The sequence below is a fragment of the Nocardiopsis quinghaiensis genome (genome assembly GCF_008638365.1).
Classification (GTDB): Bacteria; Actinomycetota; Actinomycetes; order Streptosporangiales; family Streptosporangiaceae; genus Nocardiopsis; species Nocardiopsis quinghaiensis.
Genome location: NZ_ML703338.1, coordinates 79,594 through 97,498 on the forward strand (window position 1 = coordinate 79,594; position 17,905 = coordinate 97,498).

General features: G+C 73.5%; 13 protein-coding genes and 1 pseudogene. 2 read left to right on the forward strand and 12 right to left on the reverse strand.

Annotation, left to right across the window (positions count from 1 at the left end; genetic code table 11):
* Nucleotides 1-91: 91 nt before the first annotated feature.
* The 7 genes from FYX01_RS01535 to FYX01_RS01565 are packed head-to-tail and all read right to left on the reverse strand — an operon-like array spanning nt 92 to nt 9,683.
* The gene (locus FYX01_RS01535) at nt 92-2,686 is read right to left on the reverse strand and encodes a polynucleotide kinase-phosphatase (RefSeq protein WP_150236738.1); all 2,595 of its coding nucleotides are present in this window, start codon (nt 2,684-2,686) and stop codon (nt 92-94) included.
* Complete coding sequence (locus FYX01_RS01540; protein WP_150236739.1) at nt 2,683-4,263, reverse strand: 3' terminal RNA ribose 2'-O-methyltransferase Hen1; 1,581 nt, start codon at nt 4,261-4,263, stop codon at nt 2,683-2,685. The genes FYX01_RS01535 and FYX01_RS01540 overlap by 4 nt, the downstream gene beginning before the upstream one ends.
* Before the next feature lie 58 nt (nt 4,264-4,321).
* Entirely contained in the window at nt 4,322-4,792 is a 471-nt protein-coding gene (locus FYX01_RS01545; RefSeq protein ID WP_150236740.1) for a transporter, read from the reverse strand.
* Nucleotides 4,793-4,839: 47 nt separating this feature from the next.
* Nucleotides 4,840-5,874, reverse strand: a complete 1,035-nt coding sequence (locus FYX01_RS01550; protein WP_150236741.1) for a hypothetical protein — start codon at nt 5,872-5,874, stop codon at nt 4,840-4,842.
* A 27-nt stretch (nt 5,875-5,901) separates the two neighbouring features.
* A complete protein-coding gene (locus FYX01_RS01555; RefSeq protein ID WP_150236743.1) occupies nt 5,902-8,025 on the reverse strand; it encodes a TRAP transporter permease in 2,124 nt (707 codons plus the stop codon).
* Between the two features lie 49 nt (nt 8,026-8,074).
* On the reverse strand, nt 8,075-8,644 hold the full coding sequence (locus tag FYX01_RS01560; RefSeq protein WP_150236745.1) for a DUF1850 domain-containing protein: 570 nt from the start codon (nt 8,642-8,644) through the stop codon (nt 8,075-8,077).
* A gap of 7 nt (nt 8,645-8,651) precedes the next feature.
* Nucleotides 8,652-9,683, reverse strand: a complete 1,032-nt coding sequence (locus FYX01_RS01565; RefSeq protein ID WP_150236747.1) for a TAXI family TRAP transporter solute-binding subunit — start codon at nt 9,681-9,683, stop codon at nt 8,652-8,654.
* A 187-nt stretch (nt 9,684-9,870) separates the two neighbouring features.
* Between FYX01_RS01565 and FYX01_RS01570 the strand changes: the two genes are divergently transcribed.
* Complete coding sequence (locus FYX01_RS01570) at nt 9,871-10,887, forward strand: TAXI family TRAP transporter solute-binding subunit (protein WP_150236749.1); 1,017 nt, start codon at nt 9,871-9,873, stop codon at nt 10,885-10,887.
* A 36-nt stretch (nt 10,888-10,923) separates the two neighbouring features.
* Here the strand turns inward: FYX01_RS01570 and FYX01_RS01575 are convergent, their stop codons facing one another.
* From FYX01_RS01575 to FYX01_RS01585, 3 genes and pseudogenes are all read right to left on the reverse strand, one after another.
* Nucleotides 10,924-12,324 (reverse strand): sensor histidine kinase, encoded by a 1,401-nt coding sequence (locus tag FYX01_RS01575; protein WP_150236750.1) that lies wholly within the window; start codon nt 12,322-12,324, stop codon nt 10,924-10,926.
* Between the two features lie 157 nt (nt 12,325-12,481).
* Nucleotides 12,482-13,159, reverse strand: a pseudogene (locus tag FYX01_RS01580) (response regulator transcription factor); the annotation flags it as partial.
* 140 nt (nt 13,160-13,299) lie between these two features.
* Nucleotides 13,300-15,021 carry a glycerol-3-phosphate dehydrogenase/oxidase gene (locus tag FYX01_RS01585; protein ID WP_150236754.1) on the reverse strand — a complete coding sequence of 574 codons (1,722 nt, stop codon included), beginning with the start codon at nt 15,019-15,021 and terminating at the stop codon, nt 13,300-13,302.
* 302 nt (nt 15,022-15,323) lie between these two features.
* Between FYX01_RS01585 and FYX01_RS25970 the strand changes: the two genes are divergently transcribed.
* On the forward strand, nt 15,324-15,680 hold the full coding sequence (locus tag FYX01_RS25970; RefSeq protein WP_190394141.1) for a SpoIIAA family protein: 357 nt from the start codon (nt 15,324-15,326) through the stop codon (nt 15,678-15,680).
* Between the two features lie 43 nt (nt 15,681-15,723).
* Here the strand turns inward: FYX01_RS25970 and FYX01_RS01595 are convergent, their stop codons facing one another.
* Complete coding sequence (locus FYX01_RS01595) at nt 15,724-16,593, reverse strand: lytic transglycosylase domain-containing protein (protein ID WP_150236758.1); 870 nt, start codon at nt 16,591-16,593, stop codon at nt 15,724-15,726.
* 197 nt (nt 16,594-16,790) lie between these two features.
* On the reverse strand, nt 16,791-17,897 hold the full coding sequence (locus FYX01_RS01600) for a GuaB3 family IMP dehydrogenase-related protein (RefSeq protein WP_150237006.1): 1,107 nt from the start codon (nt 17,895-17,897) through the stop codon (nt 16,791-16,793).
* Nucleotides 17,898-17,905 lie beyond the last annotated feature (8 nt).

Consider the following 17,905-nt stretch of genomic DNA (forward strand, 5'->3'; position numbering starts at 1 on the left):
CGGGCGGGGTCTCCCCGCCGCTGATCCTGCTCCCAGTGGCGCTGTGGGGCACCGACAGTGCCGCTGGGAGCGGGATCGTCCGAGGCGCGCGTCACAGCCGGGGGTCGACCGGCTCCGACTCCAGGGCCAGCACCGCGAACACCGGCTCGTGCACGCGCCAGAGGGGTTCGCGCCGGGCGTGCCGGGCCAGGGCCTCCAGGCCCAGCTTGTGCTCGCGCATGGCCAGACCGCTCTTGCGGCCCACGTTGCGGTCCTTGAGGACCGTCATCCGGTCCGGGTCGGTGTAGTCGGGACCGTAGACGATCCGCAGGTACCCGGGGCCGCGCACCTTCAGCCCGGGCTGGGCCAGGCCCTTGCGGCCCCTGGCGCGGGCGCCCAGGACCGGTTTGACCACCATGCCCTCACCGCCGCTGGAGACCAGTTCGGTCCACCAGTCGGCGGCCGAGGCGCACGCCACCGGGTCGGTCGTGTCCACGACCCGGTAGCGGGTGGAGCGGACCAGACCGCTCACCTCGGCGAGCCGCTCGGCGATCGCCATGTGCCACAGGTGGTCGGCGTCCCCGTACTCCCGGCCCTCGGAGGCCAGCACCGTGAACGGCGCGTACCGGAGACCGGCGACGCCGTCGGTGTCCCAGGAGTAGCGACGGTAGACCCGGCTGAACTCCTCCACCTGCTCCGTGCGGCGCGCCACCCTGTCCGCCAGGCCGCCCACGGGCACGCCGCGGCCGGCCGCGGCGGCGAGCGCGGCTCCGGCGGCGGGCAGGGCCGCGCGGGCGGCGGCGCCCACCGACGCGTACTGCTCGCGGATCAGCGAACGGGCCTTGGCCGACCACGGCAGCATCTCCCCGTCCAGGGCGACCCAGTCGGTACCCAGCCGGTCCCACAGCCCGGCGTCGGTGACCGCCTTCCGCAGCCGGTCCACCACCTCCGCCTGGAGCGCGGGATCGTTGAAGAACGGCCGGCCGGTCCGGGTGTACACGGTGCCCGGCTCGCCGGGGACGAACCGGCGCTCGGCGGCGGCCCCGTCCCGGCACAGCACGGCCACGGCCCGCGACCCCATGTGCTTCTCCTCGCACACGACCTCCCCGATCCCCGAGCCCCGGAAGGAGGCGAAGGCCTCGTTCGGGTGCTCCAGCAGGCCGGGTTCGGCCGAGGTCGGCGCCGGGGCCATGGCCGGCGGCAGGTACAGCAGCCAGCGAGGGTCCACGGAGAACCGGCTCATGACCTCCAGCGCGGCCAGGGTGCTGCCGCCGCCGGTGCGCACCAGACCGTGCTCGGTCTCCACGAACATGCCCGAGTGGGCGTCGTCGGCGCCGACGTCGGTGATGTCCACGACGGTGTCCGGGCGGGTGTCCGCGGCCTTCGCGGGCCCGCCGCCGAGCGGGCGCACGGGCTCGTACCAGGTGCGGTGGGCGGCCACGCCGACCAGCTCCCGCTCGGGGTAGCGCAGCGCGGTGAGCCTGCCGCCGAACACGCAGCCGGTGTCCAGGCAGAGGGTGTTGTTGAGCCACTCGGCCTTGACCATGGGCGTGTGCCCGTGGACCACGGCGGCCCTGCCCCGGTACTCGCGCGCCCACGGCAGCCGCACCGGAAGCCCGTACTCGTCGGTCTCGCCGGTGGTCTCGCCGTACAGGGCGAAGGAGCGCACGCGGCCGGAGGCCCGCCCGTGGTAGGCCTCCTTGAGTCCGGCGTGCGCGACGACCAGCCTGCCCCCGTCCAGGATGAGGTGGCTGACCAGTCCGTCGCAGAAGTCCAGCACGCTCCCGCGGAACTCCTCGCTCTCCCGGCCCAGCTGCTCCACGGTCTCGGCGAGGCCGTGTGTGAGCCGGGCCTTCCCTCCCCTGAGCACCCTGACGAGCTTGTTCTCGTGGTTGCCGGGCACGCAGAGGGCGTCGCCGTCGGCGACCATGCCCATGACCAGGCGCAGCACGCCGGGGCTGTCGGGCCCCCGGTCCACGAGGTCGCCGACGAACACCGCCGTGCGGCCCCCGGGGTGGCGGGCGCCGACCGGGCGTCCCAGCTCGTCCCGGAAGAGCTCGTACCCCAGCTCCCCGAGCAGCTCCTCCAACTCATCGCGGCAGCCGTGCACGTCGCCGACGATGTCGAACGGTCCGGTGAGCTCCTTCCTGTCCGGCCAGGCGCGCTCCAGCTCGATGGTCGCGGCGTCGATCTCCTCCGGGCCGCTGAGCACGTACACCTTGCGGAAGCCCTCGCGGCGGAGCCGCTTGACGCTCTGCCTGAGGTCGCGCCGCTGGCGCCGGATGACGTGGTCGCCGAAGTCGCGGTCGGGCCGGTTCCGGTTGCGCTCCCGGGCCAGGGCCTCGGGCACGTCCAACACGATGGCGTTGGACAGCACGTCGTTGGCCTTGGCCACGCGCAGCAGTTCCTGGCGCGCCCTGGCCTGCACGTTGGTGGCGTCGGCCACCGCGAGCAGGCCCCGCCGCAGCCGGATGTCCACGACGGTGTGCAGGAGCGAGAACGCGTCGGCGCTCGCGGACTGGTCGTTCTCGTCGTCGCTGACCAGGCCGCGGCAGTAGTCGGAGCTGATCACCTGCGTGGATCCGAAGTGCTTGGCGGCGAAGGTGGACTTACCCGAGCCGGACACCCCGACGAGCACGACGAGCCCCATCTCGGGCACGCTGAGCACGCGCGGCGCGGCGTTCTCGGCCTTCTCGGTCGTGCTCATCCGGTGAAGACTCCCATCTGGGTCGGAGCGCCGGTCCCGGGGTGTCCTGGTCCGACCGGCAGGTGGCGGACGCGGTAGCCGTACTTCTCGGCGACCCGGCCCGCCCACAGGGCGAACTCGGCGCGCGTCCACTCGAAACGGTGGTCCCCGTGCCGGAGGGAGCCGTCGGACAGCCCCTCGTAGTGGGTGTTGTACTCGACGTTGGGCGTGGTCACCACGACGACGCGGGGCCGGGCGGCGCCGAACACGCTCTCCTCCATCGCGGGCAGCCTGGAGGGGTCGAGGTGCTCGACCACCTCCATCAGGACGGCGGCGTCGTAGCCCTCGAACCTCCTGTCGCGGTAGACCACCGAACCCACGAGCAGTTCCGGCCTCGCGGGGCCGTCTCCCCCGCGGCCGCGGCCTTCGCGGGCGTAGGCGGACAGGGGCCGGTGGCGTTCGCGCCCGTCCGGTGCGCAGCCCCGGCACACCCGGCGGTGGGCGCGCTCCAGGCTGACGACGCTGACGTCCACGCCGGTGACCCGGTCCAGGGAGGGCTCGGTGACCAACCGCTCCAGCAGCTGCCCCGATCCGCAGCCCAGGTCGAGGACGCTGGTGGCGTTCTCGGCGCGCAGCACCGCCATGACCGCACCGGCCCGCTGTTCGGCCAGGGCGGGCTCGCGCTCCTCGCGCGGCGGCGCCGCGGAGGCCTCCTCGACCCCCGGGTCGTCCCCGTCCTCGCCCTCGGCCAGGTCGTCGGCCTCGGCCAGACGCGCCAGCGCGGTCCGCACGTAGCCGTCGCGGCGGCTGAGGTAGCGGCGGGTGATCCAGGCGCGCTCGGGGTGCCCGACGAGCCAGCCGGTCCCGGCGTCGGACCCGCCGCCGTCCTCCCCCTCGTCCTGGTCGGCCCCGGCGGCCTCGGCGGTGCCGTCGGACCCGTCGCCCCCGGCCGTGCCCACGGTGAGCCCACCGGCACGCAGCAGCTTGTCGACCTCGCTCCGGTCCACCCAGTAGTGCTTGTCGCCGTCCATGGCGGGCAGCAGCACGTACAGGTGGCTGAGCGCCTCGGACAGGCGCAGGGTGCCGGTGAGGGTGAGCGACAGGTAGTGCGAGTCGCCCCACCCCGGCAGTCCGGGGTCGAGCGGGACCGGCTCGGCATCCACCGTCCAGCCCAGGGGCTCGAAGAGGGCGCGGACGCGGTCGGCCCCGGCCCGGCATGGCACCGCGGGCATGCGCAGCTCCAGCGGTATCGGCGTGCGCGCCAGTTCGGGGCGCTGCCCGCAGACACCCCTGAGCGCGGACCGCAGCACCCTGCCCAGCGCCACCGCGAACAGCGACGACGTCGCGTAGGGGCGGTCGTTGACGTACTGGGAGAGCGCGAAGTCGGGGGTGCTCACCGACGTGCGCGTACGCAGCAGCGCCTGCGCGTCGACGTCCAGCAGCAGCGCCGCCGTGCAGCGCTCCTCGGTGGCCTCGGGATAGAAGACGTGCGCGGTCCCGAAGGACTGCCCGAAGCTCTGCGCCCGGTCGGGATGCTTGTGCAGCAGGAAACCGAGGTCCGTCGCGGGGTTCGCCGTGGTCGTGATCGTCAGTAGCACTCGTGCATTGTGTCCGAGCGCCGTCCGCGTGGCGAGGGTTTTTCGGTCGCCCCGCGGGTCAGCGGTCCCGGAGCGCTCGGGCGTGGTGGCGGGTGGTGATCACGGCCGTGGCGGCCAGCGCCACCGTGAGGGCCACCGCGTTGGCCACGGCCAGCGACCCCGCGAACACCAGGGGGGAGTCCAGGGGCGAGTCGGCCGGAAAACGGTCCGTGACCGATACGCACAGCTGCCACGCCCCCGTGGCCAGAAGCAGGTACGGGAGTGCGCCGGCCAGTGCCGTGAGCGCCGGACAGGGCAGCCGGACCGCCCGGAGCAGCGGCCAGGCCAGGACCGGGGCGAGGGGAACGGGCAGCAGGAAGAGGGCCATCCCCGCGCCGATGTTGGCGTCGGGGGTGGTGTGGACCGCCTCCAGGTACTGGCTGACCGCCCATCCCACGAGGTGGGACAGGGCCGCCGCGGCGAAGGCGGCGACCGCGGCGAGCAGGATCGCACGCGGTGCGGGGACGGGAGTGCGGGGGCGGTAGGTCATGCTCACAGAGTGCCCGAGGCGCGTACCCTCCGCCTGAGTAGGGGTACTCAGGCCCCGGGATCCCCGGCGGGGTCCACCCCCAGCTCGGCCATGGCCCGGCCCGCCTCGGTGGAGGCGCGGCCGAAGAGCGACCACGGCAGGTCGCAGCGCAGGCCGCCCACGGCGTTCAGGTGCCAGCGTGCCGCCTCGGCCGTCCCAGCCTTGTGGAACGCCCATCCGAACAGGTGGTGGGCCTGCGCGTCCCGCGGGTGGGGGACCGCCCGGGCGACCCAGTCGCGGGCGAAGGAGAACAGCTCCTGGACGGCCTCGCCGTACAGGCGGCCCATGGCGCCGTTCACGACGAAGTCCATGTTGCCCGCCTCGCTCAGCCGGTCGCGCTCACGGCGCAGGTGTTCGGCGTGCGCCAGCGCGAGCACGGCGGGCAGCGGGCTGCCTTCGGGCGCGGTGTCGGCGACGGATCCCGCGAAGGCGAACATCTCCTCGGCGGCGCCGGTCGCGGCGGACTCGCCCGGAGGCGGGCAGAGGGCACGGACACGGGTCATGTGGGCGGGGAACAGGTGGGGCGCCCGGGCGATGGTCTCGCGCCAGATCCGGTCCTTGTCCTCCCGGTCGGCGGACAGGCCCGCCGCGGCGTTCTGGAGCCCCTCCCAGGGTGCCGCGTCGCCGGGCCGCAGCTCCGCGGCGACCTCCAGGACGTCCCTGGCCTCGTGCAGGGTGGCGGAGACGGCCTTCCGCTCGGCCGTGGAGGTCCTTCCGGCGGGCCGGCCCGGGATCCGTGCCAGCAGCGCGTAACCCAGCCACAGCACGGCGTCGGCCCGGTCGGCGCCGCCCTCGACGAGCGCGGCGACGTCCCCGGGACGGTCCACCGCGGCCCGGCCCAGCTCCACGGCCCGCAGCACACGGGTCTCGGGGTCCTCACGGCTCTCCGCCAGCAGCGGCAGACCGGCCTCGGCGTCGCCCCCGCGCACCGCCTCGCACGCGGTCCGCAGCCCGGGGTCGACGCCGAAGGCCTCCGGCACCAGGAGCGCTCCGATGTCGGCGCCGCGCGACGCCCTGCCTGGTCTGCCTCCGAATCGCCACATGTCAGCAGAGCGTAGCGGGCCCGCCGTCTACTTTCCCGCGGCCGCCTCGTCCCTCCGCTCGGCTCCGGGAGCGGGGTCCGTCGGCTCCGCCGTGCTCCCCGCCCGCCGGGAGAGCCGGTGGCCGACCACCTGGAGGGCGATGAGCGCGGCGCCCAGCACCGAACCGGCCAGGGTGAACCAGCCCGGGTCGACGGAGGCCGAGAGCGCCCACCGGAACAGGTTGCTCCACTCGGGGGCGACCATGACCAGCGCGGCCGCCAGGGCGAGTGCGAGCCTCTCCCCCGGCATGGCGCGGCGCAGGAAGTGGCCCTCGATCGCGATCGCCGCCGCCGCGAGCGCGACACAGCCGCTGACCACCGCCGTGGCCAGGTCCGTCACCGGACCGGCGACGGTCAGCAGCGCCGTGTAGGCCATCAGCATGGGGATGAGGTACAGGCCCTTGGCGAACTTCCACGCGGACAGGCCCGCGCGCATCGGCTTGGCGTTGGCGATACCGGCGGCGGCGAAGGCGGCGAAGGCCACCGGCGGCGTCACGTTGGAGTCCTGGCTGTACCAGTACACGATCATGTGCGCGACGATCACGGCCAGCCCCAGCTCCTGCAGGGCCGGAACCGCCAGCACCGCGAGGACGACGTAGGCGGCGGTGACCGGCAGGCCGATGCCCATGATGAGCGACGTGAACGCGACCATGAGCAGGGTCAGCAGCAGACTGCCCGCGAACGCGGTGACCAGGACGTCGGACAGCACCAGGCCCAGCCCGGTCAGGCCGACCATGCCGACGATGACGCCCGCCACGGCGCAGGCCACCGACACCGGCATGGTGTTGCGCGCGGCCAGCACGAACACCTCCAGGAAGTCCCGGGGCGACAGGCGGCTCCCGGCGCGCAGCATCGCCACGAGCAGCAGGGCGCCGCACGCGTACAGGCCCGCCTGGGTGGGCGGCACGTAGTTGATCAGCAGGGTGATGAGCAGCACCAGCGGGGCGAGGAAGTGCCAGCCCGCGCCCATGACCGCGCGCAGGGTGGGCAGCTCGGAGTCCTTCGTGAGTCCGACGGCGTGCTTGCGCGCCAGGATGTCCACGAACAGGAACATCACGCCGAAGTACATCAGCGCCGGGATGATGGCGACCTTGACGATGTCGGCGTAGGGGATGCCGGTGCGCTCGGCCATGATGAAGGCGCCCGCGCCCATGATGGGCGGCAGGATCTGACCGCCGGTGGAGGCCGCCGCCTCCACGCCCGCCGCGTCGTGCCTCCTGTAGCCGACCCTGCGCATCAGCGGGATGGTGAACGGTCCGGTACTGACCACGTTGGCGATGGCGCTGCCGGACACCGAGCCCATCAGTGCGCTGCCCAGCACCGCGCCCTTGGCGGGGCCGCCGACCATGCGCCCGGTGAGCACGTAGGCCAGGCCGACGAAGAAGCTGCCTCCCCCGGTCTTGGACAACAGCGCGCCGAACAGGATGAACACGAACACGAAGGTGACGACCACACCGAGGGTGAGGCCGTAGACGCCGTCGCCCAGGTAGCTGTGCGTGGCGATGCGCTGGATGGTGGCGCCGGAGTGCCCGAACCGGCCGGGGATGAGGGGACCGATCCACGCGTAGAGGACGAACGCGGCCACCATCACGACCATGACCGTGCCGACCGCCCGGCGGGTCGCCTCCAGCAGGAGGACGATCGCGGTCAGGCCCATGACCCAGTCGGTGTCGGTGTAGGCGCCCGCCCGTGAGGCCAGTTCGGCCTGGAGGACCATCGGGTAGAGGCTGACCGCCACGGTGGCGGCGATCAGCACCAGGTCGAGCACCAGCGCCGGGACCGAGCGCCCGGCCCCGCCGGGCAGGACGGGCTTGGCCAGGAACACCAGCACCATGACGAACATCAGGTGGATGAGCCGCTGCTGCTGGGCGTCGAACCCGGCGCGGAGCGCGATGTAGAGCTGGAAGAGGGTCAGGGCCGCGGCGAGGACCAGGATCGCGACGCCGACGACGGAGGCCGTGCGGCCCTCGCCCCAGCGTTCGACGGCGATCCGCCTCCACGCGGGGTCCGCCGGCCCGTCCTCCTCCGCGCCGGGGAGCGCGCCGACGGGCCCGTCGCCCTTCTCGTCCGGGTCCGGTGTCTCGTCCCGCGTCCGGGACGGGTTCTCAGCCATGCTTCTTCCTCGGTTGGTCTCGGCGGGGACCGAACGGCGGGCCCCGGGGTCAGCACTCCGGTTCTGGGGCGCCGCCCAGCAGCAGGTGGAGGACGGGCGCCCGGGCCGGTTCGACGGTCACCGGGCGGGCGGCCAGGCACGGGGACAGCCGCACCTCGTCGTCGGGCGTCCGGATCCGGTGGTCGACGGCGGGTGCGCCGACCCTGATGACCAGTTCCGTGCCGATGTCGCGGCCGATCCCCTCGATGACCCACCACGCGCCGTCGGCGTGACCGGTCCCCTCGCCGGGGATGTGGCCCATACCGGCGCCGAACTGGCGGAGCCGGGTGGCCTCGACGACCAGGTGCCCGTCGCGGACCTCTATGTCCTCCTCGATCGGCAGCCCGTCGATGGAGTGGACGTAGGCGACGGTGAACCGCTCGCCCTCGGCCAGGGGCAGGTACCCGATCGTGTCCCCCTCGTCGCTCAGCCTGAGGGCGGGCCGGACCGGTAGCAGCAGGGCGGTGAGGACCGCGGCCAGGACCGCGCCGCACAGGACCGGCGCCGCGGTCCGCGGACGCCGGGCGCGGTTCCCCGCGCCCGCCGACCGCTGTTCGTCCGCCGCGGGGGGTGTGTCCATCGGGGCCCTACTCGGGACGCAGGTCCTCGGGGATCTCGACGCCCTGCTCCTCGTAGAAGCGGACGGCGCCGGGATGCACCGGGACGGGACTGTTGGCGATGGTCTCGGGGACCAGGTACTCCTCGCCCGGGGCGTACACGTCGAGGATCTGGTCGATGTGCTCGAACATGGCCGAGGTGATGTCGTAGGCCTGGTCCTCGTTGAACTCGCCGGTCACGACCAGGGCGTTCCACACCGCGATGGTGGGCACGTCCTCGTCCACCCCCGGGTAGGTCCCCGCCTCGATGACGTGCTCGGTGTAACCGCCGTAGCCGTCGACGACGGCGGAGCGCTCGTCGTCGCACATCGGGATGAGGTGGACGTCGTCGGTGGTGCCGAGCTCGGTGATGCCGGCGTGGCCCTCGCCGACCACCCAGGAGCCGGCGTCCAGCTGGTTGTTCTGCAACGCGCTGGCGGTCTCGGCGTAACCGAGCTGGTCCATCTCGATGTCGTTCTCGGTGATCTGCAGGGACTGGAAGACCTGCCTGGTCGTGGCCTCGTTGCCGCTGCCGACGTCACCGATGGAGTAGCGGTCGCCGACCACGTCGGAGAAGCACTCGAAGCCCTTGTCCTGGGCGATGGAGTCCAGGGTCACCGCGTGGAAGACGTTGGGGTAGAGCACGGCCAGCGAGTAGGTCTGGACCGGGGCGCCCTCGAAGTCGGCCATGCCGGTGGCCGCCTGGTCGGCGGCGTCGCCCTGGACGATGGCCAGGTGGCCGCTGCCGGAGTCGAGCAGGCGGAGGTTCTCCACGGAGGCGCCCGTGGACTCGACCGAGGCGGTCTGGCCTTCGAGGCCGTCGCCGATGATGCCGCCCAGCGCACCGCCGATCGGGTAGTACACGCCAGCGGTGCCGCCGGTGACGATGCTGAGCCGGTCCTGGACGGGGCCGCCGCCGATCCCGGCCTCCTCGCCGCCGCCGGACTCCGCCGGCTGGGCGCAGCCGACGAGCAGCAGCGTGCTGAGGGGGATGGCGGCCAGGGACGGCGTCGTGTGTCGCATGGTCGGGTGTCCTCTCGGGCTTCGGGGGTGTGGCCGGAGCGGGGAGCGAAGAACACCCCGACCAGCGGCGTGTGGCGTACACCACTCCGCTGCCAGAAACGTAGTGGCCACCGCCGCGAAACCCGTAGCCCTGCGCCTCGGATTTGAGCCTCCCCTGAGGTTTCGTCCTCCTTGCTATTGTTCGGCCATGGTGCGGTCCCCCACCCGATGGCCGGGGACGGTCTCCGGAGCCCTCCTCACGGTCCTGGCCACCGCCTCCCTGCTCACCTGGTCACAGCCACGGCCCCCCGAGCCCCTTCGCCTGTCCGTCGGGACCGGCGGTACCGGCGGGGTCTACCACGTCTACGGCACGGGCCTGGCCCAGGCCGCCACCGCCTACCCGGACACCGAGATCGTCGCGCTCACCACGGCCGCGAGCGTGGAGAACAACCGCATGGTCGCGGCCGGTGCCGTGGACGCCGCCTTCACCCTCGCCGACGTCGCCGCGCTCGCGGTCGCGGGCGATCCCCCCTTCGGGGAGCCGCTGCCGGTCTCGGCGATCGCGCGCCTGTACGACAACCACACCCACCTGGTGGTGCGCGCGGACTCCCCCTACGAGACCGTCTCCGACCTGGCCGGGAACACCGTGTCCGTGGGAGCGCGCGGGTCGGGCACCGAGATGATGGCCGAGCGGCTCCTGGACCTGGTGGGGCTGGGGGAGGCCGCGCCCGGCGCCCGGACCGGCGAGCGGGACGTGACGCGGTTGCAGCTGTCCATCGGCGCCTCGGCCCGCGCCCTGGAGGAGGGGCGGATCGACGCGTTCTTCTGGTCGGGGGGCCTGCCCACCCAGGCCGTCGCCGACCTGGCCGGGCGCACCCCCGTCCGGCTGGTGGACCTGGCCGACCACGTCCCGGGACTGATCGACAGGCACGGCGAGTACTTCTCCGAACTGCCCGTGCCCGCGGGCACCTACCCCGGCGTGCCCGCCGTGCGCACCATCGGCGTGCCGAGCCTGCTGGTGGTCAGCGCCTCCATGCCCGACGACGTGGCCCGGGACCTGACCCGGCTGCTGTTCGACTCGCGCGCCGAGCTCGTCCGGTTCCACCCGGTGGCGCTGCACCTGCATCCCCGTTCGGCGATCGCCACCCTGCCCGTGCCGCTGCATCCGGGGGCGGCCGACTACTACCGCGAGGTCAAGTACGCGAACGACGACCGGGACGGCTGACGCCGCGGACCGACGCGTGCCCACGGGAAGCGGTCCTCACGCCGGGAGGCGGATCCGCGCGTCGATCCCGTGCGGTGTCGCCGGCCGCAGCGACAGCCGTGCCCCCTGGAGTTCCAGCAGGGTGACGACGATGGACAGCCCGAGCCCGGAGCCGCCCACCCCGTCGTGCCCGTCCCGCCAGAACGGCCGGGTGGCCTGGTCCAGCTGGCTCCCGGGGAGCCCGGGTCCGTCGTCCACCACGTGCACGTCCACGTGGCCGGACCCGTCCGGGCCCTCCTCCACCCGGTGGACGCGCACCGCGATCCGCACGCCCGGCCCGCCGAACTTCAGGGCGTTGTCGATGAGCGCGTCCAGCGCCTGGTCCAGGGTGCCCTCCACACAGCGGACCCGCGCGCCCGCGTCGCCCTCGCACACCAGGGCGGCTCCGGCGCGTTCGGCGATCGGCGCCCAGGACACCACACGGTCCTCGGCGACCTCCGCGACGTCCTCCCAGACCATGGAGTGCTCGGCGTCCTCGGTACGGGCCAGGGTGAGCAGGCTGTCGCAGATCCGGGTGAGGCGGTCCACCTCGTCCAGGGCCAGCCGGTGCCCCGGCGCGCCCCCGGGTGTCAGGTGGCGGGACAGGGCGTCCACGCGCAGCCGCAGTGCGGCGAGCGGGTTGCGCACCTGGTGGCCCGCGTAGGCGACGAAGGTGCGCTGGCTCTCCAGCATCGAGGTGATGGTGTCGGCCATCTGGTTGAAGGACTCCCCCAGGCGGCGCAGCTCGGCCGGACCGGCCGCGGTGCGCACCCGGATGTCCAGGCTGCCGCCGCTGACCGCGCGGGTGGCCTCGTCGAGGTCGTCGATGGGGCGCAGTATCCAGCGGGTGAGCGGCCCGGCCGCGGCGGTGCCCGCGACCATCAGCGCGGCGACGGCGGCCCAGGCCACGCACCACTGGGCGAGGGTGGCGCGGCGCAGCGACCCCGTGGGCGACGCGGTGACGGCGGCGCCCACGACCTCACCGGAGCGGCCGATGGGCTCGGCGACGATCAGCGGGCCGTCCTGCCAGGGGTAGACGACCGTGTCGGCGCCCATCCGGTTGCCCGCGAGCGCCGTCCGGACCGCCTCGGGGAGTTCGCCGCCGGGGCGGCGGGGGTCCAGGCCGGCGAGGGTGACGCCCTCGCGGGAGGCGGCCACGACCTCTCCGTCCCGGTCGACGATGACGGCGGGGATGCCGTACAGCCGGTCGTAGGCGGTCAGCTCGCCGGACAGGGTGCCCTCCACTCCGGTGAGCACGCTGGGCTCGGCGAGTCCGGCGAAGCGCGCGGTGTCGTTGATCCGGTCCAGGAGCATGTCCGAGGTGCCCCGGGCGGCGATGCTCCCGCAGAGGGGCAGGGCCAGCCCGAGGCAGGCCGTGACCAGGAGGGTCACGTACACGGTCAGCACGCGTTGGCGCATCGCGGTGTTCCGGGGGAGGGAGGGGTCAGGGCCGCCGGGCCGCGGTGGCGGCCCCGGTCGGGGCGGCGGACGTGGTCGGGGCGGCCGGTGCGGCGGATACCGCGGACGCGGCTCCGGGTGAGGCGGAGGCGGAGTGGCCGGTCGGCTCCTCGTCCGGGGGCGGAGGCGTGCCCCCGTCCGCCGCCAGCCGGTAGCCGACGCCGCGCACCGTCTCGATGAGGCCGGGCACGTCGAGCTTGGAACGCAGGGTGCCGATGTGCACCTCCAGGGTGCGCAGGGTCCCGGGCCAGGTGGTCTGCCACACCCGTAGCAGCAGGTGTTCGCGGGAGACCACCGTCCCCGGCTCCCGGACCAGGGCGACGAGCAGGTCGAACTCCTTGCGGGTCAGCTCGACCGGCCGTCCCCCGCGGGTGACGGCGCGGGTGGCGGGGTCGACCCGCACGGGCCCCACGGACAGGGGAGTGTCGGTGCGCCTGCGGGTACGGCGCAGGACGGCCTCCATCCGCGCGCACAGCTCCTCGATGGCCAGGGGTTTGACGACGTAGTCGTCGGCGCCCGAGCGCAGCCCGCGGACGCGCTCGCGCTGCCGCCCCCGTGCGGTCACCATGATGATGGCCGTGTCGCCGACGTCATGGCGCTCGCGCAGGCGGGCGCACAGCTCGATGCCGTCCATGTCGGGCAGTCCGAGGTCGAGCAGGACGATGTCGGCGGGCTCCGCCGCGAGCGCGCCCTCGGCCGTGCGCACCTGGTCGACCGCGTACCCGCCGGCCTCCAGCGCACCGGCGAGGGCGTCGGCGAGCCGGACGTCGTCCTCGACGAGCAGCACCTTGATCATGGGTTCGCGTCCTTTGAGGTGTGCGTGCGGGGGGGTGGTAACGCACCCTAGTGTGCCCCGGGCCACACCCGCGTGCCCGTCGCCCGTCGCCCTACACCGGGCGACGGGCGCCACCGGGCCGGACCGTGACGCCGGGGCGCTCAGGGACGCGTGATGTGCGCCTCCGGGACGATCTCCGGGGCGCCGTGCTGGACGGCGTCCGCCTCCTGGTCGGTGTCCTGTTCCTGCGCGGCGCGTTCGGCCTCGATGCCCTTGCGGTAGTACTCGACCTCGCGCCGGGCCTGTTCCTCGTCCCAGCCGAGGCGGTCCGAGAGCAGATCGGCGGCCTCCGCCGCGGCGGCGATGCCCCGGTCCCAGGTCTCGAAGGAGATCCGGGTGCGCCGGGACAGCACGTCCTCCAGGTGCCGGGCGCCCTCGGCCTCGGCCGCGTAGACGACCTCGGCGCGCAGGTAGTCGTCGGCGCCCGTGAGCGGGCGGCCGAGGTCGGGACGCTCCCGGACCAGGTCGAGCAGGTCGCGGGCCGAGGAGCCGTAGCGGCGCAGCAGGTGGGTGACGCGGGAGACGTGCAGCCCCGAGTCGCGGGCCAGCCGGTGCCGCTGGTTGTACAGGGCCCAGTAGCCGTCGGCGCCCACCAGGGGCAGCCGGTCGGTGACCGAGGCCGGGAGGCTCCCGCCCAGGCCGTGCGCGACCGCGTCCACCGCGTCCTTGGCCATCACGCGGTAGGTAGTGTACTTGCCCCCGGCGATGAGGACCAGGCCGGGCACGGGGTGGGCGACCGTGTGCTCTCGGGAGAGCTTGGAGGTCTCCTCCGACTCCCCCGACAGCAGCGGGCGCAGGCCCGCGTACACGCCCTCCACGTCGTCCCTGCCCAGGGGCGTGCGCAGCACCTGGTTGACGTGGTCGAGGACGTAGTCGATGTCGGCGCGGCTGGCGGCCGGGTTCTCCTTGTCCAGGTCCCAGGCGGTGTCGGTGGTGCCGATGATCCAGTGACGGCCCCAGGGGATGACGAACAGGACGCTCTTCTCGGTGCGCAGGATCATCCCGGAGGACGCCTGGATGCGGTCGCGCGGCACCACGAGGTGGACGCCCTTGGAGGAGCTGACGTGGATCTGGCCCCGTCCGCCGACCATCTCCTGGATGTCGTCGGTCCACACCCCGGCCGCGTTGACCACCTGGCGTGCGCGGATGTCCAGCTCCTCCCCGCTCTCCAGGTCGGTGGCGGTGGCGCCGACGACGTGCTCGCCCTCGCGCAGGAACCCGACCGCCTGGACGCGGGAGGCGATGCTGGCGCCCAGCCCGGCCGCGGTGCGCAGCACGGTGGTGACGAAGCGGGCGTCGTCGACCTGGCAGTCCCAGTACTGGATGGCCCCGGCCAGCGCGCTGCGTTTGAGCGCGGGGAAGACGCGCAGCGCGCCGGACCTGGTCAGGTGGCGGTGCGAGGGCAGGCCGCGGTTGTTGCGCGAGGTCATGGCCAGGGCGTCGTAGAGGGTGACGCCCGCGCCGATGTAGGCGCGCTCCCAGTGGTGGGCGAACGGGAAGAGGAAGGGCACCGGGCGGACCAGGTGCGGGGCGATGGTGGTCAGAAGCAGCCCGCGTTCGTGGAGTGCCTCGCGGACCAGCTCGAAGTCGAACTGCTCCAGGTAGCGCAGTCCGCCGTGGACGAGCTTGCTGGAGCGGCTGGAGGTACCGGAGGCGAAGTCGCGTGCCTCGACCAGTCCGGTGGACAGGCCGCGCGAGACCGCGTCCAGGGCGATTCCCGCTCCGACGATGCCTCCCCCGACCACGAGGACGTCGAGTTCCTTGTCGGCCATCGACGCGAGCGCCTCGGTGCGCCCCTCGGGTCCCAGCCAGGTGGTAGCCATGCGTCTCCTCCGTCTCGATGGGGGTCTCTCCCAGGCGCATACCGCCAGGGACCCATACCCATCGGAGAGGGCCCAGGCTAACGGTGCGGCGGCGGGCGTACCGGGCGCCCACCGCCACTCCGGCGTGTCACGGGGCCGGCGGGGACAGCCGGAGCGCCGGGGCGAGGAGTGCGGCGGCCATGGTGACCGCCCCCGACCAGCGGTGCCGCCCCCGGTCCGCCGGAGGCCGCTCCGTCGGATTGCGCCCGGCCCGCGTGGGTAGCGGAAGTAGATCCGGAACGGATTCGACGTCTGGAGACACCGTGTACCAGCGCCTGGAACGAAGTCACGGCAACGTCCTCGGCTACGAGATCACCAGCAAGATCACCGAGGACGAGTACAAGCAGCTCACCGACGAGCTGCGCGCGAGGATCACCGAGCACGGAAGCGTGCGCCTGCTGGTGCGGACCCAGGGCTTCCCCACCGCCGAGCTCTCGGCTCTGGACGACGACCTCCGGTTCGCCAAGGAGCATCTCAGCGACATCGATCGCTGCGCCTTCGTCGGTGACGAGAAGTCGGTCGAACTCCTGGTCAAGGCGAGCGACAAGGTCGTCAGCACCCGGGCACGGCACTTCGCCCCGGAGGACGAGGAGGACGCCTGGGCCTGGCTGGAGGAGTGACGCCGGCCGGGGACGGCGGCACGGAACCGCCGCCCCCGTCAGGTCAGGCGGCGTCGGCGTAGGCGTGCGCGTAGGCCAGGACGTCCGCGACGTAGACACCGGAGCTGTTGTAGTCCAGGACCGCGGACTCCCAGTCGGCGGCGGCGGTCAGGTCGCGGCCGTCCGCGCACAGGTACCGCCCCGCCGCGAGCGCGGCGTCGTCGATGTCGTGCGGGTCGGGGTCCCCGTCGGACAGCGAGTCGCCCCACTGCTCCCACGTCTCGGGGATGAACTGCATCGGGCCGATCGCCCGGTCCCATTCCGCGTCACCGTCGTACAGGCCGCCGTCGGTGTCCGAGATGGCCCGGGTCTGGTTCGTGCCGTCCAGCGGGATGCCGATGATGTCGACGGTCGTGGCCCCGTCCGGGCCGATCTCTCCCCCGGCGTAGGTGCCGTGGTGCGTCTCCACGTACCCGATCCCGGCCAGGGTCGGCCAGGACAGCTGGCAGGCGGGCAGCTCCCGGGCCAGCACCAGCTGGGCGCTGGCGTAGCCCTCCAGGGCGCGGCGCGGGATGCCGGTCGACTCCGACACCTGGTCGAGCCACTCGGCGTTGGGAAGCGAGGCCGCGGGGACGGGGTGCTCGTCGGCGCCCGTCTGTCCGGTCCCCGCCGTCTCCTCGTCGACCGGGGACACGTCCGAGCGCCCCGGCGGGCCGGTGAGCTCGCCGTGGGGCGGCGTCTGGATCGTGCCCACGGGCGGTTCCACATCGGAGGCACCGGGCGGAGACCACTCGTTGAACGCGCTGGACACCCGGTTGACCAGGAAGACCACGCCCCCGGTCAGCAGCAGGCACACCGCCAGCGTCACACAGACGGCGGCCACCGGGCCACGACTCCGGCGCCTCTCGGCACCGGGTGCACGCCGCTTACCCATAGGCTCCCCACATCGTCAAGAAAAGGTCGGTTCCCGACCACGCCGCAACCAAAGTACGCGACGGTAACGGTACGTACCAGTGTCCCCGGGCACGAGGACCCCGGACGTGCGCGAGCCCCGGGCGTGCGCGAGGGGCCGCACCGGTCCTCGCCGGTACGACCCCCTGGTCACGAGCGTGTCCTGGTGGTGCGGGCCCTCTAGTGGTGCGGGTTGACCACGACCTCGACCCGCTGGAACTCCTTGAGGTCGGTGTAGCCGGAGGTCGCCATCGTGCGGCGCAGGGCCCCCATGAGGTTCATGGAGCCGTCGCTGCTGGAGGCGGGGCCGTGCAGGATCGACTTCAGGTCGCCGATCGTGCCCACCTGGACCCGCTCGCCGCGCGGCAGCTCGCTGTGGTGGGCCTCGCTGCCCCAGTGGTAGCCGCCACCGGGCGCCTCCACGGCGCGCGCCAGCGGGGAGCCCACCATGACGGCGTCGGCGCCGCAGGCCAGCGCCTTGGCGATGTCGCCGCTGCTGGTCATGCCGCCGTCGGCGATGACGTGCACGTAGCGGCCGCCGGACTCGTCCAGGTAGTCGCGGCGGGCCGCGGACACGTCGCCGACGGCGCTGGCCATCGGCACGGCCACGCCCAGCACGGAGCGGGTGGTGTGCCCCGAGCCGCCGCCGAAACCGACCAGCACACCGGCGGCGCCGGTGCGCATCAGGTGCAGGGCGGCGGTGTAGGTGGCGCAGCCGCCGACCACGACCGGCACGTCCAGCTCGTAGATGAACTGCTTGAGGTTGAGCGGCTCGGCGCGGCCGGACACGTGCTCGGCCGAGACCGTGGTGCCGCGGATCACGAAGATGTCCACGCCCGCGTCGACGACCGCCTTGTGGTACTGGGCGGTGCGCTGCGGCGACAGCCGCGCGGCGGTGACCAGGCCCGCGTCGCGGATCTCCTCGATCCGGCGGCCGATCAGCTCCTCCTGGATGGGCGCCGCGTAGATCTCCTGGAGCCGCTTCGTGGCGGCGACGTCGTCGAGTTCGCGGATCTCCTGGAGCAGCGGCTCCGGGTCCTCGTAACGGGTCCAGAGCCCTTCGAGGTCGAGCACGCCGAGGCCGCCCTGCTCGCCCACGGCCACGACGGTCTTGGGGGAGGCCACGCTGTCCATGGGGCTGACCACCAGCGGCGTCTCGAACCGGTAGGCGTCGATCTGCCAGGCGATGGACACCTCCTCCGGGTCCCGCGTCCGCCGGGCAGGCACGATCCCGATCTCGTCGAGCTCATAGGCGCGGCGCCCGTTCTTGCCCAACCCGATCTCCACCTGAGCCA

Excerpts from the sequence above, each read along its gene's own strand:
- FYX01_RS01535 (WP_150236738.1), bottom strand. The coding sequence starts at position 2,686 with ATGAGCACGACCGAGAAGGCCGAGAACGCCGCGCCGCGCGTGCTCAGC.
- FYX01_RS01545 (WP_150236740.1), bottom strand. The coding sequence starts at position 4,792 with ATGACCTACCGCCCCCGCACTCCCGTCCCCGCACCGCGTGCGATCCTG.
- FYX01_RS01550 (WP_150236741.1), bottom strand. The coding sequence starts at position 5,874 with ATGTGGCGATTCGGAGGCAGACCAGGCAGGGCGTCGCGCGGCGCCGAC.
- FYX01_RS01555 (WP_150236743.1), bottom strand. The coding sequence starts at position 8,025 with ATGGCTGAGAACCCGTCCCGGACGCGGGACGAGACACCGGACCCGGAC.
- FYX01_RS01560 (WP_150236745.1), bottom strand. The coding sequence starts at position 8,644 with ATGGACACACCCCCCGCGGCGGACGAACAGCGGTCGGCGGGCGCGGGG.
- FYX01_RS01565 (WP_150236747.1), bottom strand. The coding sequence starts at position 9,683 with ATGCGACACACGACGCCGTCCCTGGCCGCCATCCCCCTCAGCACGCTG.
- FYX01_RS01570 (WP_150236749.1), top strand. The coding sequence starts at position 9,871 with ATGGTGCGGTCCCCCACCCGATGGCCGGGGACGGTCTCCGGAGCCCTC.
- FYX01_RS01575 (WP_150236750.1), bottom strand. The coding sequence starts at position 12,324 with ATGCGCCAACGCGTGCTGACCGTGTACGTGACCCTCCTGGTCACGGCC.
- FYX01_RS01585 (WP_150236754.1), bottom strand. The coding sequence starts at position 15,021 with ATGGCTACCACCTGGCTGGGACCCGAGGGGCGCACCGAGGCGCTCGCG.
- FYX01_RS01595 (WP_150236758.1), bottom strand. The coding sequence starts at position 16,593 with ATGGGTAAGCGGCGTGCACCCGGTGCCGAGAGGCGCCGGAGTCGTGGC.